The following is a 25,366-nucleotide window of genomic DNA, read 5'->3' on the forward strand; positions in this document are numbered from 1 at the left end:
TCCGCGAACAGGCCTCGCTTTGGTCGCCGTCGTGTTTCTCGTGCGTTCTGTTGCCCCCGTGCCACGGGGGCTGCCGCGGACCCGGCTTGGCCGGGCCGCGAGCAAGCCTGGGGGGTGAGTCCAGGAACACCGCGGAACCGGCTTTGCCGGGCCGCCGGTGTTGCCCCCTGCAAGGGGGTTGGCGAAGCGACACGAAGTGCGCGAAGCCTGGGGGTAAGCTCTAATGCGCTCCGGCGGCAGCGTCGGCGGCGCCGGGGCTGCGGGTGGGCTTGGCCAGCCAGACCAGCGGGATCAGCAGGAGGAAGAGGATGGCTGAGCCGTAGAACAGGTCGTTCGAAGCGAGCATGAACGCTTGCTGGTCGACGAAGCGATTGAGCTGGGCCAGCACTTGGTCGGCGCTGAAGCCACTGCCCCCCAGGCCGGCGATGGCGCTGCTTGCCGCCCCGCTGCCCTGCGTGACCGATTCGACCAACTGCGCGTGATGCAGCGCCGCCCTGCTCTCCCACAAGGTCGTGGCGGTCGAGGTGCCGATCGCGCCTGCCGTGATGCGCAGGAAGTTCGACAAGCCCGACGCGGCCGGAATCCGGTCGGGCGAGAGGCCCGACAAGGTGATCGTGACCAGCGGGATGAAGAAGAACGCCATCGCCACGCCCTGGATGATCGTCGGAATCATGATGGTCCAGAAATCGGCCTGCGTATTGAAGTTCGATCGCATCCACAGGACCAGCGCAAACACCAGGAAGGAGAAGGTCGCGTAGCGGCGCGGATCGATCTTGCCCACCGTGAGGCCGACGATTGGCGAGAAAAAGATCGCCAGAAGGCCCACGGGCGCCATGATCATCCCGGCCTGCGTCGCCGTATAGCCCATGAACTGCTGCAGCCACAGCGGCAGGATCACCACGTTGCCGAAGAAGAGGCCATAGGCCACCGCCGTCGCAAGCGCGCCCGACCAGAAGTTGCGTCGCTTGAAGAGCGACAAGTCGACCACCGGATGCTTGTCAGTGAGTTCCCAGACAAGGAAGAACGCGAATCCGACGCCCGCCACGATCGCAAGAGTGACGATCTCGGCGGAGTGGAACCAGTCGAGTTCCTTGCCCTTGTCGAGCATGAGTTGCAGCGAGCCGACCCACAGCACGAGCAGCGCCAGTCCGATGCCGTCGATCGGCACCTTGCGCGTGCCGCTCTCGCGCTTGCGGTAGATGCCCCACGTGATGGCCGCGGCGAGCAGACCGACCGGGATGTTGATGTAGAAGATCCAGGGCCAGGAGATGTTGTCGGTGATCCACCCGCCGAGCAGCGGGCCCATGACGGGCGCCACCAGCGTGGTCATCGACCACATCGCCATTGCAAGACCGGCCTTTGCCCGCGGATAGCTCGACAGCAGCAGCGTCTGCGACAGCGGAATCATCGGACCGGCAACGAAGCCCTGCAGCGCGCGAAACGCGATGAGCATCGTCATGTTGGGTGCGAGCCCGCAAAGCCACGAACTGATGATGAACAGCAGCACGCTGGTCATGAACAGGCGCACCTGGCCGAAACGCTGGGTCAGCCAGCCGGTGAGCGGCACGGCGATGGCGTTGGCCACCGCGAAACTGGTGATGACCCACGTGCCCTGGGTCGAGCTGACGCCGAGGTCGCCGGCAATGGCCGGAAGCGAGACGTTGGCGATCGACGTGTCCAGCACGTTCATGAAGGTCGCGGCAGAAAGCGCGACCGTCCCCCACACGCGGGCGGAGCCCTCGAGCGGCGGGAGCGGTTGGGAAACCGGGGCGTTCGACATCGCGCGAGAGCCGGGCTGATCAGCCGGGTTGGGCCTGCGAGGCGGCCGGGCCGCCGTGGTTGTTCGAGTTCGTCGCGGGCGCCTTGCGCGTCATTTCGCGGCCCAGGTTCGCGGCGATGATGCGTTCGACTTCGGCGTCGGCGCCGTGGTCGAGCTTGCTGTAGACCTGCGTCTGGACCAGCGCGCTGTCACGCGGTGCGTCGGCGAGCATCTTGCCGCCCTTCTTGCTCACGTCGATCTCGGCGTCCATCGAGAGACCCACGCGCAGCGGATTGGCCTTGAGCTGCTCTGGATCGAGTGCAATGCGCACGGGCACGCGCTGCACCACCTTGATCCAGTTGCCGGTCGCGTTCTGCGCAGGCAGCAGCGCAAAGGCTGCGCCGGTGCCGACGCCCAGGCCGGCGACGCGGCCGTCGTACTCCACCTTCTTGCCGTACAGGTCGGCCGTGAGCTTCACGGGCTGGTCGATACGGATGTTGCGCAGCTGCACTTCCTTGAAGTTGGCATCGACCCACAGCTGGTTCAGGGGCACGATCGACATCATCGGCGTGCCCGCAGCCACCCGCTGGCCGAGCTGCACGGTGCGCTTGGCAACGTAGCCCTCGACCGGCGCCGGCATCGCGACGCGTTGCGTGGCGAGATAAGCCTCGCGCACCTTGGCGGCGGCGGCCTGCACGCTCGGATGCTGCTCGACGCTCGTGCCTTCGGTCAGCGACTGGTTGCTGGTGAGTTGTTCGCGCGCGGCGAGTGCGTTGGCCTGCGCGGCCGCGAGGGCACTCTTGGCGTTGGCCAGCGCCGTCTCGGAGTGGTTGAGCTCTTCCTTCGACACCGCGCCGTTGCCAGACAGCGCTTGGCGGCGCTTCAGGTCATCCTGCGCGCGGGCGATGTCGCTCTGCGCCCTGACGATGTCGGACTGACGCAGCGACACCTGTGCCGCCAGCGAGGCGTTGTTAACATACAGGGTACGCACCTGGCGCACGGCCTGTGCAAGCGCAGCTTCGGCCTGGTCGAGCGCCACCTTGGCGTCGGACGGATCGAGCTGCACCAGCGGCTGGCCGGCCTTCACGAGGTCGGTATCGTCCGCCATGATGGCCATGACCGTGCCGCCGATCTGCGGCGTGATCTGGATCACGTTGCCCTGCACGTAGGCGTTGTCGGTCGATTCATAGTGGCTGGCGACCAGCCATTCGTACACGCCCCATCCGGCACCGGCGAGGACGACGACCGACGCGAGCGCGGTCAGCGCGCGACGGCGCTTGTTGCTGGGGGCCGCGGCCTCGGCAGCGGGTGCAGCGGGTTGAGCGGCGTTGTTGTTTTCCATGGCAATGTCTTTCGGCTTCAGAGCGATGTTCAGGGGTGTTGGGGCGCTGATTGAGCGGCGGCGGTCGTGTCGGCGGTGGGCTGCCAGCCGCCGCCCAGTGCGCGTGCGAGGGCGACCTGGCTGTCGAGCGCACGCGCGGCGAGATCCACGCCTTCGCGGCGCTGCAACAGGACGGTGGTTTCGGCCGACAGCACGTCGAGGAAGTTGCCGAGGCCCGCGCTGTAGCGCTGTACGGCGATCTGGTAGGCCGCTTCCGCGGCATCCTGCGCGTCGCGCTGCTGGACCTGCTGACGCGCAATCGACTGCACGCTCGTGACCTGGTCGGCCACGTCGCGCACGGCGTCGAGCACGGTGGTGTTGTAGCTTTCGATCGCGGCGTCGAGATCTGCAGCCTTGCCGCGGAGATTGGCGCGCAGCCTGCCGCCCTCGAAGATGGGCAAACGAATGGCAGGGCCGACGCCCCACTGCTGGCTGCCCGACTTGAGGAGGTTGTCGAAGCCGATGCTCGAGAAGCCGGCGAAGGCCACCAGATTGATGTTGGGATAGAACTGGGTCTTGGCGTTGGCAACGTCGCTGGTCGCTGCTTCGACGCGCCAGCGCGCAGCAGCAATGTCCGCGCGGCGACCCAACAGGTCGGCCGGGATCGTCGACTGCAGCGCCATCGCCTTGAGGCCGTCGAGCGCCGGCGGAACGAGTGCCTGCGTTGCGCCCGGCCGCGCCACCAGCGCGTCCAGCGCATGCTGCGCGATCTCGATCTGCTCGCGCAGCGACTCGATCTGCTGACGCGCCTGGGGAATGGCGCCTTCGCTCTGCTTGGACTGCAGGCGCGTATCGAGGCCGGCGGCGACGCGGTCGCGCACCAGCTTGAAGACTTCTTCTCGCTGCGCAAGCGTGCGCTCGGCGACAGCGAGCTGATCGTGCAGGCGAGCCCATTGCACGTAGCTCCGTGCGACGTTGCTGGCCAACAGGATGCGAGCAGCATCGGCTTCGGCGGCAGCAGCGTTCGCGGAGCCGATGGCGGCTTCGATCGCGGTGCGGTTCTTGCCGAAGAAGTCGATTTCCCAGCTGCCGTTCAGTTGAAGGGCACCCGTCTCCTGGACCGACCCGCCCAGCGGCGCCGGATAGATGTAGTTGCCGCTGAACTTCTGGCGCGTCAGGTCGAGCGAGCCGTTGATCTGAGGCTTGTCTGCAGCTTCGGTTGCCGAAACGGCGGCCTGCGCGCGTGCGAGACGGGCGCGTGCGACTTGCAGATTGGGATTGCCTTCGATCGCCTGGGCAACGAGCGAATCGAGTTGCGCATTGCCGAAAGCGAGCCACCACTGGCTATCGATCGTCAGGGCAGCAGCGCTGGCGCCGGGCGCAGTCGAGGGGGCCGGCGCAGCCGTGAGGCCGAGCGACTCCGCATCGCGAAGCTTCGCGTGCGAGGCGACGTTGCCCATGTCGGCACAGCCGGCGAGGACCAGCGCGAGCGCCGCGGCTGCCACTGCAGTCGTACGGCGCATGGCGCCATCAGGAAGAAGTTGAGTCATCTTTTTCTCCACGGGCCGACAGGGCCTGTGCGTTATCAAGGATTCGGCGCAAATAGCTCTTGAGCTGTTGCCACTCTTCGTTCGTGAACCCGGCGAGATGCTCGTTCTGCACGCGGCTGAGCACATGTGGCACTTCTTCGGCGGCCGCGCGCCCTTCGTCGGTGAGCTCGATGTTGACCACGCGCCGATCGGACACGGAGCGCACCCGGCGGCACAGGCCCTTGGCTTCCAGGCGATCGAGAAGGCGGGTCATGGCGCCGGTATCGAGTTGGCATTCGCGGGCCAGTTCGGCAACCGTCGTAGCCTGCCCGATGTGCAGCTTGTGAAGCGGAACCCATTGCGGATAGGTCGGACTACCCGGCTCGCACATCTGGATCTCGACCGATTGGCCGACCGCCGTCAGGATGCGGCGCATCATGTAACCGATGCTTTCCTCCGCGCGATAGTTCTCGGCCTTGTAGAAGGCCTTGACCTCGGGCAACTTGCCTGGCGAAGGAGCCGGAGGCCCCCCGGAGTTCTTTGGATCGGACATGACGCAATAATAGTTGCCTCGACAATTACTGTCAAGGCGACCTTTGAGTGGGCAACCGTTAGCTAGAATCGGGCCATGGCTTCCCCTGCTTCCTCATCCCCGGGCAAAGGCTCTCCCAAGTCGCTGTCCGGACTGGCCCCTTTTCTGCGGCCGTACCGCGTTCAGATTGGTCTCGCGGCCGTTTTCCTCGTGCTGGCCGCGGCGACCACGCTGGTATTCCCGGTGGCGCTGCGCAGCCTGATCGACGGCGGGCTGGTGCCCGGCGACAAGGGCGAACAGACCATGGCGCTGCGCGACCACTTTGTCGCTCTCTTCGCGGTGGCCGTTGCGCTGGGGGTTTTTTCCGCGGCGCGCTTCTATACGGTCAGTTGGCTGGGCGAGCGGGTCACAGCCGACCTCCGCAACGCCGTGTACGCACATGTCCTGCGCCAAAGCCCTGTCTTCTTCGAGACCACGCAAACTGGCGAGGTGCTGTCGCGCCTGACGGCCGACACGACGCTGGTCCAGACCGTCGTCGGCTCCTCGCTCAGCATGGGATTGCGCAATGCCGTGATGGGCGTCGGCGCCCTGGCCATGCTGATCTGGACCAATCCCTACGTGATGGTGCAAGTGCTCGGCATCCTGGTGCTCGTGGTCTTGCCCAGCATGTGGTTTGGCCGGCGCGTGCGCAAACTGTCGCGCGCCAGCCAGGACCGCGTGGCCGATTCGAGCGCCATCGCGGCCGAGGTGCTGAATGCCATTCCGGTGGTGCAAAGCTATACCGCTGAAAGCCGCGAGGCCGCGCGTTTCGACGCGTCGACCGACAGCGCATTCCGCACCGCAGTCCGTCGCACGAAGGCGCGCTCGGTGCTGGTGGCCTTCATCATCATCGCGACGTCCGCGGCGCTGCTCTGGGGTCTCTATCAGGGAACGCAGGCAGTCCTGCACGGCGACATCACCGCCGGGCACCTCGGCCAGACGGTCGTCTACGTCATCATCCTGGCAAGCGCGGCCGCTGTCCTCGGCGAGGTCTACGGCGACCTGCTGCGCGCCGCGGGCGCCACCGAAAGGCTGATGGAATTGCTGCACGCCAAGCCGGTCATCCTGTCGCCCGATCAGCCGGCCCAGGCGCCCATTCCCGAGGCCGGGAGCGCCGTCAGCTTCGAATCGGTGGGCTTCCACTATCCCTCGCGAGCCGGCACGCCTGCCCTGCGCGACTTCCATCTGTCCGTCGCGCCTGGCGAAACTGTGGCGCTCGTCGGGTCGAGCGGCGCCGGAAAGAGCACGGTCTTCCAGTTGTTGCTGCGCTATTACGATCCTCAATCAGGAAACATCAGGCTCGACGGCACACCGCTCGCGTCGTTGTCGCTCGACGAACTGCGCACGCGCATTGGCCTGGTGCCACAGGATGCCGTCATCTTCTCGGCCAGCGCCTTCGAGAACATCCGCTACGGCCGCCCCGATGCCAGCGCGGAGGAAGTCCACGCCGCGGCCAGGGCCGCGTTCGCGGACGGTTTCCTCAGGGCACTGCCCGAGGGCTACGACACCTTCCTGGGTGAGCGCGGCGTGCGCCTCTCGGGCGGACAACGCCAGCGCATCGCGATCGCGCGTGCCATGCTCAAGAATCCGCCCTTGTTGCTGCTCGACGAAGCGACGAGCGCCCTCGATGCCGAAAGCGAGCGCATGGTGCAGGCTGCGCTCGAATCCGCGATGTCCGGTCGCACGACGATCGTCATCGCCCATCGGCTGGCCACGGTCCAGAAGGCGGACCGCATCGTGGTGCTGGATCATGGCGGCATCGTCGAGCAGGGAACGCATGCGGCGCTGGTCGCCCAGAACGGCGTCTACGCGCGATTGGCAGCCCTGCAATTCGCGGCTTGAGGAAGCGTCAGCTTGCGTTCTTGGCGCAAGCCGCGATCACTGCAGCGTTTCCTTGAGTGCCGCCGGCAACGGCAGCGAAAACACCGAGATCCCTTCGTCGATCAAGGTCTGGGCTTGTTCTCGCGTGGCCTGGCCACGGATGCCGCGCTCTTCGGCCTCGCCGTAATGCATCTTGCGGGCTTCGTCGGCGAAGCGATCGCCGACGTCTTCGGTCTGTGCGATCACCTCGCGCACGGCGCGCAACCAGCGCGCCTCGGGCGAATTGCTCTCCGGCGTGGTCGCGGGGACATCTGGGGACGGCTTCGGTCCGCCCAGGTTCAGCCGCGGCGCCGCCAGCATCTTGGTGATCGCGGTGTCGCCGCAAATGGGGCATTCCACCAGCCCGGCCGCCAGCTGGGTGTCGAAAGCGTCATGCGATGCGAACCACCCTTCGAAGCCGTGGCCATGCGCGCACTGGAGGTTGAGGACCTTCATGCGCAGATTATCCGGCGCGATCAGAAAGCTCGCTGCTTTTCCAGTCGAGCGTCCATGCGCCCGACAGGACGTTTTGCAGCCAAAGCGTGCAAGTGAGCGTCTTGGCGTCCGACACGGTTCCGTCCCGGCACCAGTCCATCAGTTCTTCCGGCGTCGCGGAGATCACATCGAGAAACTCGCCATGATCCAGCTGCCGGGCGCCGAGCGACAGGCCGCGCGCGAAGTAGATATGGATGATTTCCGTGGAGTACGCGACCGCCAGATGCATTGCCCCCGCGTGCGCCCACTCGCTGGCGGTGTAGCCGGTTTCCTCGAGGAGCTCGCGCTGGCCGCACAGGAAGGGATCTTCGCCGGCATCCAGCTTGCCGGCCGGAAACTCGGTCATCACGTGGCCGACGGGGTAGCGGAACTGGCGCTCGAGCACCACGCGGCCATCATCGAGCAGAGGCACGACGACCACGGCTCCCGGATGAATGATGTATTCACGGGTTGCAGTGTGGCCATCGGGCAGCCGGACGGTGTCGCGCTTCGCCTGCAGGAAGCTGCCCTTGAAGAGCAGCTCGCTCGCGGTGACTTCTTCCTTCAGATGCAGATCATCCATTTCAGCCTAGCTCCGATGCTTGAGCAGATAGCGCCAGGTGAATCCCGGAAACGCGAGCACGATGAACAACGCACCGGTGACCGCGTAGAACTCCCACCCTTGAGAGGAAATCTGGCCGACACGGCTTTCGAACAGGAGCCCGATACCGCCCGCGATGAAATAGAGAAACACCAGCTCACCCAGTCGGACGGCCAGCGTCTTGGTGCGGGTCGAGAGTGGCACCAGCCCCAGCAGGCGATCGGTGACGAATGGCAGGTTGGCAGCCACCAGGGCGACCAACAGGACCATCCAGACCGACGCGCTTTGCGACACGGCGAGATCAGGTGGCCAGTGTGGCCACGATCGCCTCCGCGCAGAGCGTCATGAGCCCGCCGGGCAGGATGCCGAGGATCAGGATCAGGGCGCCGTTGAGCGTCAGCACAGTGCGCACGTCGCGCGGTGCGGACACCGTGCTCGCGGTCACCGGCGCATCGAAGTACATGACCTTGACGACGCGCAGGTAGTAGAACGCGCCGATCAGCGACATCACGACGGCGAAAACAGCCAATGCAATGTACATCGCCTGACCCGAGGCGATCAGCGCCTGCAGCACGGCCAGCTTCGCATAGAAGCCAACCAGGGGCGGCACGCCAGCCAGCGAGAACATCGCGACCGCCATCACGCCGGCATAGAGCGGGCTGCGCTGGTTGAGGCCTGCGAGGTCAGTGATCTCTTCGCTTTCGAAACCCTCGCGCGCCAGGAGCAGGATGATGCCGAAGCTCGCCAGCGTGGTCAGCACGTAGGTCACGATGTAGAACATCGAGGCGCTGTACGCGAACTGCGCGTTGTAGGTGTTGTCGTTGGACACGCCCGCCACGAGACCGAGCAGCATGAAGCCCATCTGCGCGATCGTCGAATAGGCCAGCATGCGCTTGAGGTTGGTCTGCGCAATGGCCGCAAGATTGCCCACCAGAAGCGACGCTATCGCCAACAAGGCAAGCATCTGCTGCCAGTCGATCGCGAGCGGAAGCAGTCCCTCCACCAGCAGGCGGATGATGATCGCGAAGGCTGCGAGTTCCGGCGCCGCGCCGATCATCAGCGTGACGGCGGTCGGGGCACCCTGATAGACGTCAGGCACCCACATGTGGAACGGTGCAGCGCCAACCTTGAACGCCAGACCGGCCACGATGAAGACCAGGCCGAATACGAGCACCTGATGATTCACCTTGCGGCTCGCGATCGCCTTGAACACCTCGTTGATGTCGAGCGAACCAGTCGCGCCGTACATCATCGAAAGCCCGTACAGCAGGAAACCGCTCGCCATCGCGCCCAGGACGAAGTACTTCATCGCCGCTTCGCTCGCCACCGCGTTGTCGCGGCGAAGCGCCACCAGCGCGTAGCTCGAGAGCGTCAGCAATTCAAGGCCCAGATAGATCACCAGGAAATTGCTGCCGGAAATCATCACGAACATGCCGAGCAAGGAGAGCATGCTGATCGTGAACATCTCTCCGCCGCGGAGCATCCCGCGGTCTGCCGCGTACGGGCGGCCATAGACCAGCGTGACCATCAGCGCGACGGTGGCGAAGCACTTGAGCCAATTGCCCATCGGGTCGCTCACCACCATGCCGCCGAAGCCGTAGATGGTCTTGCCCGTGGAGGCATTGAAGCCGCAGAGCACCGCCACGATGGCAAGCGTCATCAAGGTCAGGATGTAGGTGGCCGTGCGGCGCGGGCTGGTGGTGGAAAGATCCAGCAGCGCAATGATGCAGGTCGCGACGAGCAGCACCACCTCGGGGTAGATCGTCATCCAGCTGAGTTTGTCAATCATCTCGTTCTCTTGTTCAGCCTGGACTCAAGGCAGCTTGGAAATCGCCATGTGGTTCAGCAGTTCGGCCACGGACGCGTTCATCACGTCGGTGAACGGCTTGGGATAGAGGCCCATCCACAGCACCGCGATCGCCAGCAGGGCCAGCATGAGGAATTCGCGCGCGTCGATGTCGCTCAGTTCCTTGACGTGGTCGTTGCCCACGGGACCGAGATAGACGCGCTTGTACATCCACAGGGTGTAGGCCGCGCCGAAGATCAGCGCCGTGGCGGCACCCAGGCCGAGCCAGAAGTTGGCCTTGACCGCACCCAGGATCACCATCCATTCGCCGACGAAGCCGGCCGTGGCAGGAAGACCGCAGTTGGCCATCGCGAACAGCAGCGCGAAGGCCGCGAACTTGGGCATGGTGTTGACCACGCCGCCGTAGTCCGCGATCTGGCGCGAATGCACGCGGTCATACAGCACACCGATGCAAAGGAACATGGCGCCCGAGACGAAGCCGTGCGCAATCATCTGCACGATGCCACCAGCGATGCCGAGGTCGTTGAAGATGAAGAAGCCGAGCGTCACGAAGCCCATGTGAGCCACCGACGAGTAGGCGACGAGCTTCTTCATGTCCTGCTGCACCAGTGCAACCAGACCCACGTAGATCACAGCAATCAGCGACAGCGCGATCATGAGCCAGGCCCATTCGTGCGACGCGTCAGGCGCGATGGGCATCGAGAACCGCAGGAAACCGTACGCCCCGAGCTTCAGCATGATCGCGGCCAGCACAGCGGATCCGCCCGTGGGAGCTTCGACGTGCACATCCGGCAACCACGTGTGGACTGGCCACATCGGAACCTTGACCGCGAAGGCGGCAAAGAATGCAAAGAACAGGAAGGTCTGCTCGCTCGCGGTCAACCGCAGCTTGTGCCAGGTCAGGATGTCGAAGCTGCCGCCGGACCTGTTGTACAGGTAGATCAGCGCGACCAGCATCAACAGCGAGCCGAGAAGCGTGTAGATGAAGAACTTGAAGGCTGCGTAGATCTTGTTGGGACCGCCCCAGATACCGATGATCAGGTACATCGGGATCAGCGTGGCCTCGAAGAAGACGTAGAACAAGACGCCATCGAGCGCGGAGAACGACCCGATCATGAGGCCCGACAGGATCAGGAATGCGCCCATGTACTGGTTCACGCGTTCGGTGATCACCTGCCACGCCGAAATCACCACGATCAGCGTGATGAACGCCGTCAACAGCACCAGCCAGAACGAGATGCCGTCCAGACCGATGTGATAGCTGATATTGAAGCGCTCGATCCAGCTCTCTTTCTCGACGAACTGCATCGCCGCGGTTCCGGTCTGGAAGCGCGAATAGAGCGGCAAGGTGACCAGGAAGCTCGCGATCGAGCCGACGAGCGCCACCCAGCGCACGCCCCTTGCGTGATCGTCACGACCAAACGCCAGCAACACGACGCCGAAGGCAATCGGCATCCAGATGGCAAGGCTCAACAAACCCATTTTTGTTTTTCTCCAGCGAGAGCCGCTTACCGTTTAAACCAGACGAAGTACGTCATCAGGATGAAGATGCCCAACAGCATCGCGAAAGCGTAGTGATAGATATAGCCGGACTGCACCCAGCGCACCACGCCGGAGATACGGCCGACCAGTTTCCAGGAACCGTTGACGATCGCGCCGTCGATGATCCCCTGGTCGCCACCTTTCCACAGGCCCGTGCCCAGTGCACGGGTGGCGCGCGCAATCACGTTCTCGTTGAACCAGTCCATGTAGTACTTGTTCTCGAGCAGGCGGTAGATCGGGCCGAAGGCACGCTTGATCGCGGCGGGCAGCGCCGGATTGATCAGGTACATGTACCAGGCCATGACCACGCCCGCGAGTGCGAGCCAGAAAGGCGCCGCAGTGAGGCCGTGCAATGCCATGGCCATCGGGCTGTGGAATGCCTCGGTCAGTTCCTTCATCGCCTCGTGTTTGCTCGAGTCGATGAAGATCGCGTCCTTGAAGAAGTCGCCGAACAGCATGGGCTGGATGGTCATGAAGCCGATCACCACCGACGGGATGGCCAGCAGCACCAGGGGCAGCCACACCACCCAGGGCGACTCGTGCGGCTCGTGGTGGTCGTCGTGATGGCCGTGGCCATCGTCGTGGTGATGCGCGTCGGGATTCTGGTCGAAGCGTTCCTTGCCATGGAAGACGAGGAAGTACATCCGGAACGAATAGAAGGCCGTGACAAACACGCCGGCCAGCACAGCAAAGTACGCGAAGCCCGAGCCCCAAAGGTGGGTCTCATGCACGGCCTCGATGATGGTGTCCTTGGAATAGAAACCGGCGAACAGCGGCGTACCGATCAGGGCCAATGAGCCGATCAGCGAGGTGATCCAGGTGATCGGCATGTACTTGCGCACGCCGCCCATCCAGCGGATGTCCTGGTTGTGATGCATGCCGATGATCACCGAACCGGCGCCGAGGAACAGCAACGCCTTGAAGAACGCGTGCGTCATCAGGTGGAACACGGCAGCCGAGTACGCCGATGCGCCGAGCGCGACGGTCATGTAGCCAAGCTGCGAAAGCGTCGAATAGGCGACGACACGCTTGATGTCGTTCTGGATGATCCCCAGGAAGCCCATGAAGAGCGCAGTGATCGCGCCGATCACCAGGACGAAGCTCAGGGCCGTGTCACTCAACTCGAACAGCGGCGACATACGCGCCACCATGAAGATGCCGGCCGTGACCATGGTCGCGGCGTGGATCAGCGCGGAGATGGGGGTCGGACCTTCCATCGAATCCGGCAGCCAGACGTGCAGCGGGAACTGCGCGCTCTTGCCCATCGCACCGATGAACAGGCAGATGCAGATGACGGTGATCAGCATCCATTCGGTGCCGGGGAAACCCAGCTTTGCCAACTCGTTGGCCTTGGCAAAGGTTTCGCCGTAGTTCAGCGTGCCAGCGTAGGCAGCAACCAGGCCGATGCCCAGGATGAAACCGAAGTCGCCCACGCGGTTGACCAGGAAGGCCTTCAGGTTGGCGAAGATCGCGGTCGGACGGTTGTACCAGAAGCCGATCAGCAGATAGGACACCACACCCACCGCCTCCCAGCCGAAGAACAGCTGCAGCATGTTGTTGCTCATGACAAGCATCAACATCGAGAAGGTGAACAGCGAGATGTACGCGAAGAAGCGGTTGTAGCCCTCGTCCTCTTCCATGTAGCCGATCGTGTAGATGTGCACCATCAGCGACACGAAGGTCACGACGCACATCATCATGGCCGTGAGACCGTCGACCAGGAAGCCGATTTCCATCTTCAGGCCGCCGACAGTCATCCACTCGTAGATCGTGGCGTTGAAGCGGGCGCCGTCGGACACCACGCTGTTGAGCGTCATGGCCGAGAGGATGAAGGCGATCAGCACGCCGAGGATCGTCAACGAATGCGTGGCGCGGCGGCCGATGAGGTTGCCGCCCAGCTTCGTGCCGAACAGGCCGGCCACGACGGCGCCGGCCAAAGGAGCCAGCGGAACGGCCAGCAGTGTGGATGCGGAAAGTGTTGCGCTCATGAGAAAACCTTCAGCCCTTGAGCGCGTTGAGTTCGTCGACGTTGATGTTCGACTTGTTGCGGAACAAGAGGACCAGCAGCGCCAGCCCGATCGCCGACTCGGCCGCGGCGACCGTCAGGATGAAGAACACGAAGATCTGTCCGTGCATGTCGCCCAGGAAGTACGAGAAGGCGACGAAGTTCATGTTGACGGCCAGCAGCATCAGCTCGATGCACATCAACAGCACGATCAGGTTCTTGCGGTTCAGGAAGATGCCGATGACGGAAAGCGCGAAGAGCATCGCGCCCAACGAAAGAAAGTGTCCAAGCGTGAGCGTCATGCCTTGGTCTCCGCTGCTGCCGAGGGTTGTTCAGCGGCAGGTTCAGCCGCACGCGTCACGGGCATCTGCACGATGCGCACGCGGTCCCGCGCCTTCACGCGAACCTGGTCGGCCGGATTCACGTACTTGCTGTCCTTGCGGGCGCGCAGCGTGAGGGCGATGGCCGCGAACATCGCGACCAGCAGGATCACGGCCGCAATCTCGAGCGGATAGAGATAGTCGGTGTAGAGAAGCTTGCCAAGTTCGAGCGTGTTGGACGTGTCGGGACCGGTTGCGAGCGGGCTCTTGGGCGCGCTCAGGCGGAAACCGCCCATGAGCACGGCGGCCATCTCGAGCGCGATCAGGGCGCCGACGCCCGCAGCCAGCGGAAAGTGCTTCCAGAAGCCTTCGCGAAGCCCTTCGACGTCGATGTCCAGCATCATCACGACGAAAAGGAACAGCACCATCACCGCGCCAACGTAGACGAGGACCAGCGCGATCGCGAGAAACTCGGCGCGCAGAAGCAGCCAGATGGCCGATGCCTGGAAGAAGGCCAGCACCAGGTAGAGCGCGGCATACACGGGGTTGCGCGCGGTGATGACGCGGAAGGCTGCAAACAGCAGCACCGCGGCAAACAGATAGAACAGACCGGTCTTGACGTCCATGGATCGAATTTGTTTTCTTCCCGCTCAGCGGTACTTGGCGTCAGCCGCCTTGTTGGCGGCAATTTCTTTTTCGTAGCGGTCGCCCACGGCGAGCAGCATGTCCTTGGTGAAGTACAGGTCGCCGCGCTTTTCACCGTGGTACTCGAAGATGTGCGTCTCGACGATCGAATCGACCGGGCAGCTCTCCTCGCAGAATCCGCAGAAGATGCACTTGGTCAGGTCGATGTCGTAGCGCGTGGTGCGACGGGAACCGTCGTCACGCACGTCGGATTCGATGGTGATGGCGAGCGCCGGGCAGACGGCTTCGCAGAGCTTGCAGGCAATGCAACGCTCTTCGCCGTTGTCATAGCGGCGCAGTGCATGCAGTCCACGGAAGCGAGGCGACAGCGGCGTCTTTTCTTCGGGGAACTGAATGGTGATTTTCCGGCTGAACGCGTATTTGCCGGTGATGGCCAGACCCTTGAACAACTCGAACAGCATGAAGCTGCGCAAGAAGTCCTTGAGCGAGAAAGGCGCGGACGCTGTTGCGGAGTGCGCAGACATGGCGATTCCAGTTATTTCCAGATGTTGAACGGGGTCTGCATCCAGGCGCCGACCACAACCAGCCACACCAGCGTGACCGGAATGAAGATCTTCCAGCCGAGCCGCATGATCTGGTCATAGCGGAAGCGCGGGAAGGTCGAACGAACCCACAGGAACATCGTGACGACCACGAAGGTCTTGATGCCCAGCCAGATCCAGCCCGGGATGAATGCGAGGAAGTCGAACGGGGGCAACCAGCCGCCGAGGAACAGGACCGCGCACAGGATCGAGACGAGCCACATGTTGGCGTACTCGGCCAGGAAGAACATCGCGAAGCTCATGCCCGAGTACTCGATCATGTGGCCGGCAACGATTTCCGATTCGCCTTCGACGACGTCGAACGGATGGCGGTTGGTCTCGGCCAGACCCGAGATGAAGTAGACGACGAAGATCGGCAGCAGCGACAGCCAGTTCCACGAGAGGAAGCCGATGCCCATCGACGCGAAGTGGCCCTTGCCCTGCCCCATCACGATGTCGGTCATGTTCAGGCTGGCGGACACCATCAGCACCACGACGAAGCAGAAGCCCATCGCGATTTCGTAGCTGACCATCTGGGCCGAAGCGCGCAGTGCACCGAGGAAGGCGTACTTGGAGTTCGACGCCCAGCCCGCAATGATCACGCCGTACACCTCGAGCGAGGTGATGGCCATCACGAACAGCAGGCCGGCATTGATGTTGGCCAGCGCGACCTCGGGTCCGAAGGGAATGACCGCCCAGGCGGCCAGCGCCGGCATGATGGTCATGATCGGCCCCAGCAGGAACAAGCCCTTGTTGGCGACCGTCGGAAGGATGATTTCCTTGGTCAGCAGCTTGAGGGCGTCGGCGATCGGTTGCAGCAAGCCCAGCGGCCCGATGCGGTTGGGGCCAATGCGAATCTGCGTGAAGCCGATGGCCTTGCGCTCCCATAGCGTGAGGTAGGCAACGGCCCCCATCAGAGGCAGCACCACCACGACGATCTTGATCAGCGTCCAGATCACCGGCCAAGCCAGGCCGGTCCACCAACCCGCGGAGATCAGGCCCAGGCCGAAGCCATGCAGCGCGTCGATCATGCGAACACCTCCTGTCCCGCAGAGGCTTGCGCCAGTCGCGCATCGGCCGTGAGTTGCAGGGAAGGCGCGCGACGAACGATCGAGTCGAGCTGGTAGATGCTCGCGACAACCGGCGATGCCTGCGAGCCGTTGCCAGCCTGAATCGGGGCCGAAGTGGCGTTGCTCAGGCGGTCGGCCAGCACCTCTCCAGGCGAGCCGATGTCGGCCAGCACGTCAGCCGTCGATTCGAACGCGAAGCCCGAGAGGCCAAGCAGATTGGCCAGCACACGCAGGACCTTCCAGGCCGGACGCGTTTCGCCCAGGGGCTTCACGACAGCGTGGAAACTTTGCGCGCGGCCTTCGGCGTTGATGAAGGTACCAGGCGTTTCAGTGAACGGCGCGACAGGCAACAGCACATCGCTGAATTCCAGATTGGCCTTGAAGGGGCTCAGCGTCACGACCATTTGCGCGTGCGCCAGTCCCTCGACGGCTGCCGCGCCGGCTGCCGAATCGAATACGGGCTCGGTGTTGAGCAGCAATGCGGCCTTGAGCCCACCGCCGAGCATCTGGCCTGCGTTCAGGCCGCCGGCCTTCGGCAGTGCGCCGACGACTTGCGCACCGACGGTGTTGGCCGCTTCAGTCAGGTAGCCCACGCTCGCACCGGTTTGCGCACCGATCCAGTTGGCCAGGGCCAGCAAGGTGCTGGCCTCGGAATGATGCGCCGCCGCGTTGCCGAGCAGGATGGCCTTGCGTTCGCCGCCAAGCAGCGATGCAGCCATTGCCTTCGCGGCGTCGCTTGCAGCGACATTCCTCGCCATCGGGGCCGAGCCGCCGGTACTTTCAGCGATCGCAGCAGCGATGTCGGCCAGGGAGTCGACCCACTGTTGAGCCGGAACGCGAACGACGTTCGCCACAGGCATCGCCCAGGCGTCGGCATCGGCCAGCAGTTCCGGGGAAGTCAGCGCGTTGAGCACGCCACCCTTGCGGATCGATTGGCGAATGCGCTGCGCGAACAGCGGATGGTCCTTGCGCAGGTTCGAGCCGATCACGAACGTGCGCTGCAATTGCGACAGCGACGCGATCGACGTTCCGAGCCAACGGACACCCTCGAATGCGGTGAACTCGGCGTTGCGCAGGCGATAGTCGATGTTGTTGCTGCCCAAGCCATGCGTCAGCAAGTTGGCAAGGTGAAGCTCTTCGAGCGTGCTGTGCGGGCTGACGAGCGTGCCGATGCTCTGCGCACCATGGTCGGCCTTGATCTGCTTCAGACCATTGGCGACGTATTCCAGCGCAGTTTGCCAATCGACCTGCTGCCACTGACCGCCCTGCTTCAGCATCGGCTGGGTCAGGCGTTCGGGCCCGTTCAAGGCTTCGTAAGAGAACCGATCGCGGTCGGCGATCCAGCACTCGTTAACGTCTTCGTTCTCGAGCGGCACCACGCGCATCACGCGATTGTTCTTGACCTGGACGATCAGGTTGGCGCCGGTCGAGTCGTGAGGGGCCACCGACTTGCGGCGCGACAGCTCCCAGGTGCGGGCGCTGTAGCGGAACGGCTTGCTCGTGAGTGCGCCGACGGGGCAGATGTCGATCATGTTGCCCGACAACTCGGAGTCGACGGAATCGCCGAGGAAGGTCTCGATCTCGGAGTGCTCGCCGCGATGCGACATGCCGAGTTCCATCACACCGGCCACTTCCTGGCCGAAACGGACGCAGCGCGTGCAATGGATGCAGCGGCTCATCTCTTCCATGCTGATGAGCGGCCCGACGTCCTTGTGGAACACGACGCGCTTCTCTTCTTCATAGCGCGAAGACGAACCGCCGTAGCCCACGGCCAGATCCTGCAATTGGCACTCGCCGCCCTGGTCACAGATCGGGCAGTCGAGCGGATGGTTGATCAGCAGGAACTCCATCACCGACTGCTGCGCCTTGATGGCCTTCTCGCTCTTGGTGCGGACGATCATGCCTTGCGTCACGGGCGTGGCGCAGGCCGGCATCGGCTTCGGCGCCTTTTCCACGTCGACGAGGCACATGCGGCAATTGGCCGCAATGCTGAGTTTCTTGTGATAGCAGAAGTGCGGGATGTAGGTGCCCGCCTTGTCGGCCGCATGCATGATCATGCTGCCTTCGACGATGTCGACCTTCTTGCCGTCGAGTTCGATTTCAACCATATGTGTTCTTCTTGCGCTCAGGCCTTGGCGGGCGTCTTCGGGACGTAGCCCGGAATCAGTGCCTCGAACTCGTGGCGGAAGTGCTTGATCATGGCCCGCACCGGCATCGCGGCGGCATCACCCAGCGCGCAGATGGTGCGGCCCTGGATGTTGTCGGCGACGGAGTTGAGCAGGTCCATGTCGGTAGCCTTGCCTTGGCCGTTGTGGATGCGATCCACCACGCGCCACAGCCAGCCCGTGCCTTCGCGGCACGGCGTGCACTGGCCGCACGACTCGTGCATGTAGAAGTACGAGAGTCGCTTGAGCGATTCGACCATCGAGCGGCTGTCGTCCATGACGATCACGGCGCCGGAGCCCAGCATCGATCCCGCCTTGGCGATGGAGTCATAGTCCATCGTGCATTCCATCATGATGGATGCCGGCAGCACCGGGGCCGACGAACCGCCGGGAATCACCGCCTTCAACTGGCGGCCCTTGCGCACGCCGCCGGCCAGTTCGAGCAGCTTCGAGAACGGCGTGCCCATCGGCACTTCGTAATTGCCGGGCAATTCGACGTCGCCACTGACCGAGTAGATCTTGGTGCCGCCGTTGTTCGGCTTGCCGCACTCGAGGTAGGCCACGCCGCCGTTGTTGATGATCCAGGGCACCGCGGCAAAGGTCTCGGTGTTGTTGATCGTCGTCGGCTTGCCGTAGAGGCCGAAGCTCGCCGGGAACGGCGGCTTGAAGCGCGGCTGGCCCTTCTTGCCTTCGAGTGATTCGAGCAGCGCGGTTTCCTCGCCGCAGATGTAGGCGCCGAAACCATGCGCTGCGTGCAGCTGGAAGTTGTAGCTGCTGCCCATGATCGCGTCGCCGAGGTAGCCGGCGGCGCGCGCCTCTTCCAGCGCTTCCTCGAAACGATCGTAGGTCTGGAAGATTTCGCCGTGGATGTAGTTGTACCCCACGCTGATGCCCATCGCATAGGCCGCGATGGCCATGCCTTCGATCACGATGTGCGGGTTGTAGTGCAGGATGTCTCGGTCCTTGCACGTGCCCGGTTCGCCTTCGTCGGAATTACAGACGAGGTACTTCTGGCCCGGAAACTGGCGGGGCATAAAGCTCCACTTGAGACCCGTCGGAAAGCCCGCGCCGCCACGGCCGCGCAGGCCCGACGACTTGACTTCGGCGATCACCTGGTCGGGCGTCAGCCCTTCGCTCAGGATCTTGCGCAGCGCCTTGTAGCCACCACGCGCCTCGTAATCTGCCAGCCGCCAGTTGGTGCCGTTCAGGCCGGCGTAGATCTGCGGCTCGATGTGTCGATCGTGGAAGCAGGTCTGGACACCGGTGGCCTGGAACTGCGAAAGCACTTGTTCGGGCGACATCATTGCGCTCCCTTCAAGCCGTCGATCAACTGGTCGAGCTTTTCGTTGCTCATGAAGCTGCACATCGTGCGATCGTTGACCAGCATCACCGGCGAATCGGCGCATGCGCCCAGGCATTCGCTCTGTTGCAGGGTGAACATGCCGTCCGCCGTGGTCTCGCCCATCGTGATGCCGAGCTTCTTCTCCAGATGCTTCAGCGCCACGGCGCCGTCGCGCAACTGGCACGGCAGGTTGGTACAGACGTTGAGCTTGAACTTGCCCACCGGCCGCTGGTTGTACATGTTGTAGAAGGTCGTGACCTCATGCACCGCGATCGGCGCCATGCCCAGATAGGCGGCAATCTCGCGCTCGCGCTGCTCGCTGACAAATCCTTCGTCCTGCTGCACGATCGCGAGGCAGGCCATCACGGCGGACTGCTTTCCTGCCGCCGGGTACTTGGCAACCTCTCGCGCGAAGCGCTCCAGCGTCGCAGCCGACAGCGACGCCTGAGGGCTGTGGGTGGTGTCGGAATTCATGGGCTCTCTTACCTGTCAATCTCGCCGAACACGATGTCCATCGTGCCGATCACGGCCACCGCGTCGGCAATCATGTGCCCGCGCGCCATTTCATCGAGCGCCGCCAGATGCGGGAAGCCGGGTGCGCGGATCTTCAGACGGTAGGGCTTGTTGGCACCGTCGCTCACCAGATAGATGCCGAACTCGCCCTTCGGGTGCTCGACGGCGGCATACGCCTCGCCTTCGGGCACATGGAAACCTTCGGTGAAAAGCTTGAAATGGTGGATCAGCTCCTCCATGTTCGCCTTCATCGATTCGCGCGCAGGCGCAGCCACCTTGTGGTTGTCCGTGATGACCGGACCCGGATTGGCACGCAGCCATGCGGAGCACTGCTGGATGATGCGATTCGCCTGACGCATCTCTTCCACGCGGACGAGATAGCGGTCGTAGCAGTCGCCGGTCTTGCCGACGGGCACGTCGAAGTCCATGCGGTCGTAGACGTCGTAGGGCTGCTTCTTGCGCAGATCCCATTCGACGCCGGACCCGCGCAGCATCGGGCCGGTAAAGCCGAGGTTCAGAGCGCGCTCCGGAGAGACCACGCCGATGCCGACCGTGCGCTGCTTCCAGATCCGGTTGTCGGTGAGCAACGTCTCGTACTCGTCGACCATCTTGGGGAAGCGCTTGCAGAAATCGTCGACGAAGTCGAGCAGCGAACCCTGGCGGTTCTCGTTGAGCCGCTCGATTGCCTTCGCGTTCTTGATCTTGCTGGCCTTGTACTGAGGCATCGCGTCGGGCAGGTCGCGGTAGACACCACCCGGACGGAAATAGGCGGCATGCATGCGCGCACCCGATACCGCTTCGTACATGTCGAAAAGGTCTTCACGCTCGCGGAAGCAGTAGATGAGCATGTTCATCGCACCGCAGTCCAGGCCGTGCGCACCGAGCCACAGCAGGTGGTTCAGCAGGCGCGTGATCTCGGCGAACATCACCCGGATGTATTGCGCGCGAATCGGCACGTCGAGACCCATGAGCCGCTCGATCGCGAGGCAGTACGCGTGCTCGTTGCTCATCATCGACACGTAGTCGAGACGGTCCATGTACGGCAGCGACTGGATGTAGGTGCGCGACTCGGCGAGCTTTTCGGTTGCGCGGTGCAGCAGGCCGATGTGCGGGTCGGCGCGCTGGATGACTTCGCCGTCCAGTTCGAGCACGAGCCGCAGCACGCCGTGCGCTGCCGGGTGCTGAGGCCCGAAATTCAGCGTGTAGTTCTTGATTTCGGCCATCAGTGGAGTCCGCCGTAGTTGTCTTCGCGGATCACGCGCGGCGTGATCTCCCGCGGCTCGATCGAGACGGGCTGATAGATCACGCGCTTCTGGTCCGGGTCATAGCGCATCTCGACGTGACCGGACACAGGGAAGTCCTTGCGGAAAGGATGCCCGATGAAGCCGTAGTCGGTCAGGATGCGGCGCAGGTCGTCGTGGCCTTCGAACACGATGCCGTACAGGTCGAAGGCTTCGCGCTCGAACCATCCCGCGGCGTTCCAGACACTGGTCAGCGAATCGACGACGGGGAGGTCTTCATTCGGCACGAAGACCTTGAGGCGGACACGCTGATTGAGGCTCACGGAAAGCAGATGGGACACGACGCAGAAACGCTCGCCCTCCCATTCGCCTTCGCGGTAGCCGGAATAGTCCATGCCGCAGAGGTCGATGAGCTGCTCAAAACGGCAACCTGGCGCATCACGCAACAGGGTTGCAGCCGCCAGGTAGTCGGCCGCACGCACCACCACCGTCACCTCGCCCAACGCGAGCGTGACGCTCTTCGCCTTGGTGCCAAGCGTTTCGGTGATCTGGGTCTGCAGCGCCTCGGGAGAAATGGCAAAGTCGGTCATCGTCTCTCGCTCTTCAGGCGCGCGCGATCGTGTTGGTACGGCGAATCTTCTGCTGGAGCTGGATCACCCCGTACAAAAGCGCCTCGGCGGTCGGCGGGCAACCCGGCACGTAGACGTCGACAGGCACGATGCGATCGCATCCACGCACGACCGAATAGCTGTAGTGGTAATAGCCACCACCATTGGCGCACGAACCCATCGAGAGTACCCAGCGAGGCTCAGGCATCTGGTCGTAGACCTTGCGCAGCGCCGGCGCCATCTTGTTGCACAGCGTGCCGGCGACGATCATCAGATCGGACTGGCGCGGACTGGGCCGGAACAGCATGCCGAAACGATCGATGTCGTAGCGCGCAGCACCCGCATGCATCATCTCCACGGCACAGCAGGCCAGACCAAAGGTCATGGGCCACAGTGATCCGGTTTTGGCCCAGTTCACCACCGAATCGTAGGTCGTGGTGACGAAGCCTTCCTTCATGACGCCTTCAATGGCCATTTTTCGGATTCCTTGTCATTCCCAGTCGAGGGCGCCTTTTTTCCACTCGTAGACGAAGCCCACGACGAGGATGGCGAGAAAAATCATCATTGCCCAGAAGCCGACGGGGCCGATTTCCTTGAGCGCGATAGCCCAGGGAAAGAGAAAAGCGATTTCGAGGTCGAACAGGATGAAGAGAATCGCGACCAGGTAGTACCGGACGTCGAACTTCATGCGCGCGTCTTCGAAGGCCTCGAAGCCGCATTCGTAAGGGGAATTCTTTTGAGCGTCGGGCCGGTTAGGACCGAGGATGTAACCCAGAACCTGGGGTGCGACGCCGACCCCGACACCGACCAGGATGAACAACAGGACGGGGAGGTAGGAATCGAGGTTCATCAGGGGGTTCTATCACCGCTTGCCACCGGCAGGAAGCATGGCTTCCTGCCGGTGAGATTTGGTGCGGTCGGCGAGACTCGAACTCGCACAGCTTTCGCCACTACCCCCTCAAGATAGCGTGTCTACCAATTTCACCACGACCGCGGTTTTTGCTGTCCGGATGGCATGAGGAACCTCGAGAGGTTTTGGCTTTCCGGAACAGCTTTAGAGTTTACCCTGAAAAACAGCCGTTTTCACTCGACGACTGCAGAGAAGATGACAGGATTACTTTGCCGGGATCTGCGCGGCGCCCGAAGCGGGTGCGGCCGGAGCCGAAGCCGGTGCATTCGGCGCAGGGGCAGCCGGCGCAGGACCCGACGGAATCTCCGCAGCGGAACCCGAAGTAGCCGGCGCCGGTGTCGGCGCAGGCGTGCCGACCGCGGCACGTTCGAGCAGGCTGCCGCCGCCTGCGGGCCGCGAGTGGCCGAAGTAGGCCAGCAGCAGCGTGCAGGCGAAGAAAACGGCAGCAAGAACCGCCGTCGTGCGCGAAAGAAAATTCGCACTGCCACTGGCGCCGAACAGGCTGCCCGCGCTGCCACTGCCGAAAGCCGCGCCCATGTCGGCGCCCTTGCCGTGCTGGATCAGGATGAGGCCGATCATCGCGAGTGCGGTGAGCATCTGCACGCCCACGAGAATATTGAGGACCACGTTCATTCGTTCTAACTCCTAAATTGTTGGCCGCCGCGCTGTATCAGCGCGCCGCAGCAATGATCTGCAGAAAGTCGGGGGCTTTGAGGGACGCGCCACCGATCAACCCGCCGTCGATATCGGCTTGCGCAAGCAGTTCTGCCGCGTTTGCAGCGTTCATGCTGCCGCCGTAAAGAATCCGGATGCCGGCCGCATGCTCGCTCGCCGCGTGGTGCAGTTGCGCGCGCAGCACTGCGTGCACAGCCTGCGCCTGCTCGGGCGTTGCCGTCTTGCCGGTGCCGATGGCCCAGACGGGCTCGTAGGCCACGACGATTTCGCTGATGCAGTGGCCATTGACGTGGATCACCGCCGCGAGTTGTCGCTTGACGACTGCTTCGGTCTCCCCTGCTTCGCGCTGCGCCAGCGTTTCGCCGACGCAGACGATCGGCGTGATGCCATTGGCCAGCGCAGCCGCCGTCTTCGCCGACACGATCTCGTCGGTTTCGCCGTGGTACTGACGCCGCTCGGAGTGCCCAACGATCGCGTACCGCACGTCGAATTCCTTCAACATCGTCGCCGATTGTTCGCCCGTGAAAGCGCCCTGCGCCTGAGCCGAAACATCCTGCGCACCCACGGCGATCGGCGAGCCGGTCACCAGCGATTGCACCTGCGCCAGATAAGGCGCCGGCACGCACACGGCGATGTCGCAAGCCGGCGTGGCAACGCCCGCCACCAGGGCCTTCACCAGCGCCTCGTTGGCAGCAAGGCTGCCGTTCATCTTCCAGTTGCCCGCGATCAGCTTCTTTTTTGTCATGTCTGTCTTGTTCACCAGGTCAGCACGATCTTGCCGATGTGCTGATTCGATTCCATCAGGACGTGCGCCTGCGCGGCGCCGCTGGGATCACCCTCTGCAGCGAAGCGGCTGTGAATCACCGGCTTGACGGCGCCACTCTCGAGCAGCGGCCACACTTTTTCGCGCAATGCCTTGGCGATTGCACCCTTGAAGGCGACCGGCCGCGGACGCAACGTCGAGCCGGTGATGGTGAGCCGCCTGCGCAGCACCAGTCCTGCATTGATTTCACTCTTGACCCCGCCCTGCACCGCGATGATCACGAGCCGGCCGTCCTCGGCCAGGCATTCGATCTCGCGCGCCACATAGCCGCCGGCCACCATGTCGAGCACCACGTCGACGCCTTTTCCGGCAGTGAGGCGTTTGGCCTCCTCGACGAAATCGGCAGTCTTGTAGTTGATCGCATGGTCGGCACCGAGCTTCAGGCAGGCTTCGCATTTTTCGTCGCTGCCCGCGGTCACGATCACGGTGGCGCCGAGCGCCTTGCCAAGCTGGATGGCCGTGACGCCGATACCGCTCGAACCGCCCTGGATCAGCAGGGTTTCACCCTTCTGCAGGCGGCCGCGCTCGAACACATTGCTCCAGACGGTGAAGAAAGTCTCGGGCAGCGTGGCCGCCTCTACGTCGCTCCACGTCTTGGGAACCGGCAGGCATTGCGCGACGGGCGCGACGCACAACTCGGCATAGCCGCCTCCCGCAACCAGCGCGCAGACGTGGTCGCCGATCTTGAAACCGGCCTCAGCCAGCGCCTTCGTGTCGCCCGACACGATCTCACCCGCCACTTCGAGGCCGGGCAAGTCCGACGCACCCGGCGGCACAGGGTAGTGGCCCATCCGCTGAAGCACGTCGGGGCGATTCACGCCGCTTGCGGCCACGCGAATCAGCAGCTCGCCCTCGCCAGCGACGGGCGCGGGACGCTCCACCATGCGCAGCACCTCGGGGGCGCCGAACGATGTGATCTCAATGGCTTTCATGGTCTTCTCTAGGCTGCAATGCCCGCGGTCAGGCGGGCATTGCTCGGTCTACAAGTGCGGCGGCGTCTCCGC

The 25,366-nt window shown here is 63.6% G+C and carries 25 protein-coding genes and 1 tRNA gene; 1 reads left to right on the forward strand and 25 read right to left on the reverse strand.

Going from position 1 to position 25,366, the window contains the following annotated elements; all coding sequences use genetic code 11:
- Nucleotides 1-220: 220 nt before the first annotated feature.
- From QTH90_RS18410 to QTH90_RS18425, 4 genes are read right to left on the reverse strand one after another with little or no spacing between them, the layout of a single operon-like run.
- A complete protein-coding gene (locus QTH90_RS18410; RefSeq protein ID WP_286666008.1) occupies nt 221-1,780 on the reverse strand; it encodes a DHA2 family efflux MFS transporter permease subunit in 1,560 nt (519 codons plus the stop codon).
- Nucleotides 1,781-1,799: 19 nt separating this feature from the next.
- Complete coding sequence (locus QTH90_RS18415; RefSeq protein ID WP_286666009.1) at nt 1,800-3,101, reverse strand: HlyD family secretion protein; 1,302 nt, start codon at nt 3,099-3,101, stop codon at nt 1,800-1,802.
- A 29-nt stretch (nt 3,102-3,130) separates the two neighbouring features.
- Nucleotides 3,131-4,630: an efflux transporter outer membrane subunit gene (locus QTH90_RS18420; protein ID WP_286666010.1), complete on the reverse strand. Its 1,500-nt coding sequence runs from the start codon at nt 4,628-4,630 to the stop codon at nt 3,131-3,133.
- On the reverse strand, nt 4,611-5,162 hold the full coding sequence (locus QTH90_RS18425; protein WP_444814734.1) for a MarR family winged helix-turn-helix transcriptional regulator: 552 nt from the start codon (nt 5,160-5,162) through the stop codon (nt 4,611-4,613). Before QTH90_RS18425 ends, QTH90_RS18420 begins: the two co-directional genes overlap by 20 nt.
- Nucleotides 5,163-5,237: 75 nt before the next feature.
- Here QTH90_RS18425 and QTH90_RS18430 point away from each other — a divergent pair, with 75 nt between their 5' ends.
- Nucleotides 5,238-7,022 (forward strand): ABC transporter transmembrane domain-containing protein, encoded by a 1,785-nt coding sequence (locus QTH90_RS18430; protein WP_286666012.1) that lies wholly within the window; start codon nt 5,238-5,240, stop codon nt 7,020-7,022.
- Between the two features lie 36 nt (nt 7,023-7,058).
- On the opposite strand, the gene QTH90_RS18435 is transcribed toward QTH90_RS18430, so the two are convergent.
- The 21 genes from QTH90_RS18435 to QTH90_RS18535 form a co-directional block, all read right to left on the reverse strand.
- A complete protein-coding gene (locus QTH90_RS18435; protein ID WP_286666013.1) occupies nt 7,059-7,496 on the reverse strand; it encodes a DUF1178 family protein in 438 nt (145 codons plus the stop codon).
- 7 nt (nt 7,497-7,503) lie between these two features.
- Complete coding sequence (locus QTH90_RS18440) at nt 7,504-8,097, reverse strand: NUDIX domain-containing protein (RefSeq protein WP_286666014.1); 594 nt, start codon at nt 8,095-8,097, stop codon at nt 7,504-7,506.
- Nucleotides 8,098-8,103: 6 nt separating this feature from the next.
- Nucleotides 8,104-8,409: a DUF2818 family protein gene (locus QTH90_RS18445; protein ID WP_286666015.1), complete on the reverse strand. Its 306-nt coding sequence runs from the start codon at nt 8,407-8,409 to the stop codon at nt 8,104-8,106.
- A gap of 7 nt (nt 8,410-8,416) precedes the next feature.
- Complete coding sequence (nuoN, locus tag QTH90_RS18450) at nt 8,417-9,904, reverse strand: NADH-quinone oxidoreductase subunit NuoN (RefSeq protein ID WP_286666016.1); 1,488 nt, start codon at nt 9,902-9,904, stop codon at nt 8,417-8,419.
- Nucleotides 9,905-9,928: 24 nt separating this feature from the next.
- Nucleotides 9,929-11,404: an NADH-quinone oxidoreductase subunit M gene (locus tag QTH90_RS18455; RefSeq protein WP_286666017.1), complete on the reverse strand. Its 1,476-nt coding sequence runs from the start codon at nt 11,402-11,404 to the stop codon at nt 9,929-9,931.
- Between the two features lie 26 nt (nt 11,405-11,430).
- Nucleotides 11,431-13,452: an NADH-quinone oxidoreductase subunit L gene (nuoL, locus tag QTH90_RS18460; protein WP_286666018.1), complete on the reverse strand. Its 2,022-nt coding sequence runs from the start codon at nt 13,450-13,452 to the stop codon at nt 11,431-11,433.
- Between the two features lie 10 nt (nt 13,453-13,462).
- Nucleotides 13,463-13,771 carry an NADH-quinone oxidoreductase subunit NuoK gene (gene nuoK, locus QTH90_RS18465; RefSeq protein WP_028248920.1) on the reverse strand — a complete coding sequence of 103 codons (309 nt, stop codon included), beginning with the start codon at nt 13,769-13,771 and terminating at the stop codon, nt 13,463-13,465.
- The gene (locus QTH90_RS18470; protein ID WP_286666019.1) at nt 13,768-14,415 is read right to left on the reverse strand and encodes an NADH-quinone oxidoreductase subunit J; all 648 of its coding nucleotides are present in this window, start codon (nt 14,413-14,415) and stop codon (nt 13,768-13,770) included. Before QTH90_RS18470 ends, nuoK begins: the two co-directional genes overlap by 4 nt.
- 24 nt (nt 14,416-14,439) lie before the next feature.
- Nucleotides 14,440-14,958, reverse strand: coding sequence for an NADH-quinone oxidoreductase subunit NuoI (gene nuoI, locus QTH90_RS18475; protein WP_286666020.1), 519 nt, complete (start codon nt 14,956-14,958; stop codon nt 14,440-14,442).
- Nucleotides 14,959-14,969: 11 nt separating this feature from the next.
- Nucleotides 14,970-16,046 carry an NADH-quinone oxidoreductase subunit NuoH gene (gene nuoH / locus QTH90_RS18480; protein WP_286666021.1) on the reverse strand — a complete coding sequence of 359 codons (1,077 nt, stop codon included), beginning with the start codon at nt 16,044-16,046 and terminating at the stop codon, nt 14,970-14,972.
- The gene (gene nuoG, locus QTH90_RS18485) at nt 16,043-18,193 is read right to left on the reverse strand and encodes an NADH-quinone oxidoreductase subunit NuoG (RefSeq protein ID WP_286666022.1); all 2,151 of its coding nucleotides are present in this window, start codon (nt 18,191-18,193) and stop codon (nt 16,043-16,045) included. The genes nuoH and nuoG overlap by 4 nt, the downstream gene beginning before the upstream one ends.
- 17 nt (nt 18,194-18,210) lie before the next feature.
- A complete protein-coding gene (gene nuoF / locus QTH90_RS18490) occupies nt 18,211-19,551 on the reverse strand; it encodes an NADH-quinone oxidoreductase subunit NuoF (protein ID WP_444814735.1) in 1,341 nt (446 codons plus the stop codon).
- On the reverse strand, nt 19,551-20,066 hold the full coding sequence (nuoE, locus tag QTH90_RS18495; RefSeq protein WP_286666024.1) for an NADH-quinone oxidoreductase subunit NuoE: 516 nt from the start codon (nt 20,064-20,066) through the stop codon (nt 19,551-19,553). The genes nuoF and nuoE overlap by 1 nt, the downstream gene beginning before the upstream one ends.
- Nucleotides 20,067-20,074: 8 nt before the next feature.
- Entirely contained in the window at nt 20,075-21,328 is a 1,254-nt protein-coding gene (locus QTH90_RS18500; RefSeq protein ID WP_286666025.1) for an NADH-quinone oxidoreductase subunit D, read from the reverse strand.
- A complete protein-coding gene (locus QTH90_RS18505; RefSeq protein WP_286666026.1) occupies nt 21,328-21,936 on the reverse strand; it encodes an NADH-quinone oxidoreductase subunit C in 609 nt (202 codons plus the stop codon). The genes QTH90_RS18500 and QTH90_RS18505 overlap by 1 nt, the downstream gene beginning before the upstream one ends.
- Before the next feature lie 13 nt (nt 21,937-21,949).
- Nucleotides 21,950-22,429, reverse strand: a complete 480-nt coding sequence (locus tag QTH90_RS18510; protein WP_012748606.1) for a NuoB/complex I 20 kDa subunit family protein — start codon at nt 22,427-22,429, stop codon at nt 21,950-21,952.
- A gap of 15 nt (nt 22,430-22,444) precedes the next feature.
- Nucleotides 22,445-22,804, reverse strand: a complete 360-nt coding sequence (locus tag QTH90_RS18515) for an NADH-quinone oxidoreductase subunit A (RefSeq protein WP_028248911.1) — start codon at nt 22,802-22,804, stop codon at nt 22,445-22,447.
- A 59-nt stretch (nt 22,805-22,863) separates the two neighbouring features.
- A tRNA-Leu gene (locus tag QTH90_RS18520) sits at nt 22,864-22,948 on the reverse strand.
- 120 nt (nt 22,949-23,068) lie between these two features.
- Complete coding sequence (gene secG / locus QTH90_RS18525; protein ID WP_286666027.1) at nt 23,069-23,497, reverse strand: preprotein translocase subunit SecG; 429 nt, start codon at nt 23,495-23,497, stop codon at nt 23,069-23,071.
- 37 nt (nt 23,498-23,534) lie between these two features.
- Entirely contained in the window at nt 23,535-24,284 is a 750-nt protein-coding gene (gene tpiA, locus QTH90_RS18530; protein ID WP_286666028.1) for a triose-phosphate isomerase, read from the reverse strand.
- 11 nt (nt 24,285-24,295) lie between these two features.
- Nucleotides 24,296-25,294, reverse strand: coding sequence for an NAD(P)H-quinone oxidoreductase (locus tag QTH90_RS18535; protein ID WP_286666029.1), 999 nt, complete (start codon nt 25,292-25,294; stop codon nt 24,296-24,298).
- Between the last annotated feature and the right edge of the window lie 72 nt (nt 25,295-25,366).

The organism is Variovorax flavidus (assembly GCF_030317145.1).
Taxonomy (GTDB): domain Bacteria; phylum Pseudomonadota; class Gammaproteobacteria; order Burkholderiales; family Burkholderiaceae_C; genus Variovorax; species Variovorax flavidus.

Coding starts and splice junctions, on each gene's coding strand:
- QTH90_RS18505 (WP_286666026.1), bottom strand. CDS start 21,936: ATGACCGACTTTGCCATTTCTCCCGAGGCGCTGCAGACCCAGATCACC.
- secG (WP_286666027.1), bottom strand. CDS start 23,497: ATGAACGTGGTCCTCAATATTCTCGTGGGCGTGCAGATGCTCACCGCA.
- tpiA (WP_286666028.1), bottom strand. CDS start 24,284: ATGACAAAAAAGAAGCTGATCGCGGGCAACTGGAAGATGAACGGCAGC.
- QTH90_RS18470 (WP_286666019.1), bottom strand. CDS start 14,415: ATGGACGTCAAGACCGGTCTGTTCTATCTGTTTGCCGCGGTGCTGCTG.
- QTH90_RS18510 (WP_012748606.1), bottom strand. CDS start 22,429: ATGGCCATTGAAGGCGTCATGAAGGAAGGCTTCGTCACCACGACCTAC.
- QTH90_RS18455 (WP_286666017.1), bottom strand. CDS start 11,404: ATGGGTTTGTTGAGCCTTGCCATCTGGATGCCGATTGCCTTCGGCGTC.
- nuoH (WP_286666021.1), bottom strand. CDS start 16,046: ATGATCGACGCGCTGCATGGCTTCGGCCTGGGCCTGATCTCCGCGGGT.
- nuoE (WP_286666024.1), bottom strand. CDS start 20,066: ATGAATTCCGACACCACCCACAGCCCTCAGGCGTCGCTGTCGGCTGCG.
- QTH90_RS18415 (WP_286666009.1), bottom strand. CDS start 3,101: ATGGAAAACAACAACGCCGCTCAACCCGCTGCACCCGCTGCCGAGGCC.
- QTH90_RS18440 (WP_286666014.1), bottom strand. CDS start 8,097: ATGGATGATCTGCATCTGAAGGAAGAAGTCACCGCGAGCGAGCTGCTC.
- nuoG (WP_286666022.1), bottom strand. CDS start 18,193: ATGGTTGAAATCGAACTCGACGGCAAGAAGGTCGACATCGTCGAAGGC.
- nuoF (WP_444814735.1), bottom strand. CDS start 19,551: ATGTCGCCCGAACAAGTGCTTTCGCAGTTCCAGGCCACCGGTGTCCAG.
- nuoK (WP_028248920.1), bottom strand. CDS start 13,771: ATGACGCTCACGCTTGGACACTTTCTTTCGTTGGGCGCGATGCTCTTC.
- QTH90_RS18420 (WP_286666010.1), bottom strand. CDS start 4,630: ATGACTCAACTTCTTCCTGATGGCGCCATGCGCCGTACGACTGCAGTG.
- QTH90_RS18425 (WP_444814734.1), bottom strand. CDS start 5,162: ATGTCCGATCCAAAGAACTCCGGGGGGCCTCCGGCTCCTTCGCCAGGC.
- QTH90_RS18435 (WP_286666013.1), bottom strand. CDS start 7,496: ATGAAGGTCCTCAACCTCCAGTGCGCGCATGGCCACGGCTTCGAAGGG.
- QTH90_RS18410 (WP_286666008.1), bottom strand. CDS start 1,780: ATGTCGAACGCCCCGGTTTCCCAACCGCTCCCGCCGCTCGAGGGCTCC.
- nuoI (WP_286666020.1), bottom strand. CDS start 14,958: ATGTCTGCGCACTCCGCAACAGCGTCCGCGCCTTTCTCGCTCAAGGAC.
- QTH90_RS18500 (WP_286666025.1), bottom strand. CDS start 21,328: ATGGCCGAAATCAAGAACTACACGCTGAATTTCGGGCCTCAGCACCCG.
- QTH90_RS18535 (WP_286666029.1), bottom strand. CDS start 25,294: ATGAAAGCCATTGAGATCACATCGTTCGGCGCCCCCGAGGTGCTGCGC.
- QTH90_RS18515 (WP_028248911.1), bottom strand. CDS start 22,804: ATGAACCTCGATTCCTACCTCCCCGTCCTGTTGTTCATCCTGGTCGGT.
- nuoN (WP_286666016.1), bottom strand. CDS start 9,904: ATGATTGACAAACTCAGCTGGATGACGATCTACCCCGAGGTGGTGCTG.
- nuoL (WP_286666018.1), bottom strand. CDS start 13,452: ATGAGCGCAACACTTTCCGCATCCACACTGCTGGCCGTTCCGCTGGCT.
- QTH90_RS18430 (WP_286666012.1), top strand. CDS start 5,238: ATGGCTTCCCCTGCTTCCTCATCCCCGGGCAAAGGCTCTCCCAAGTCG.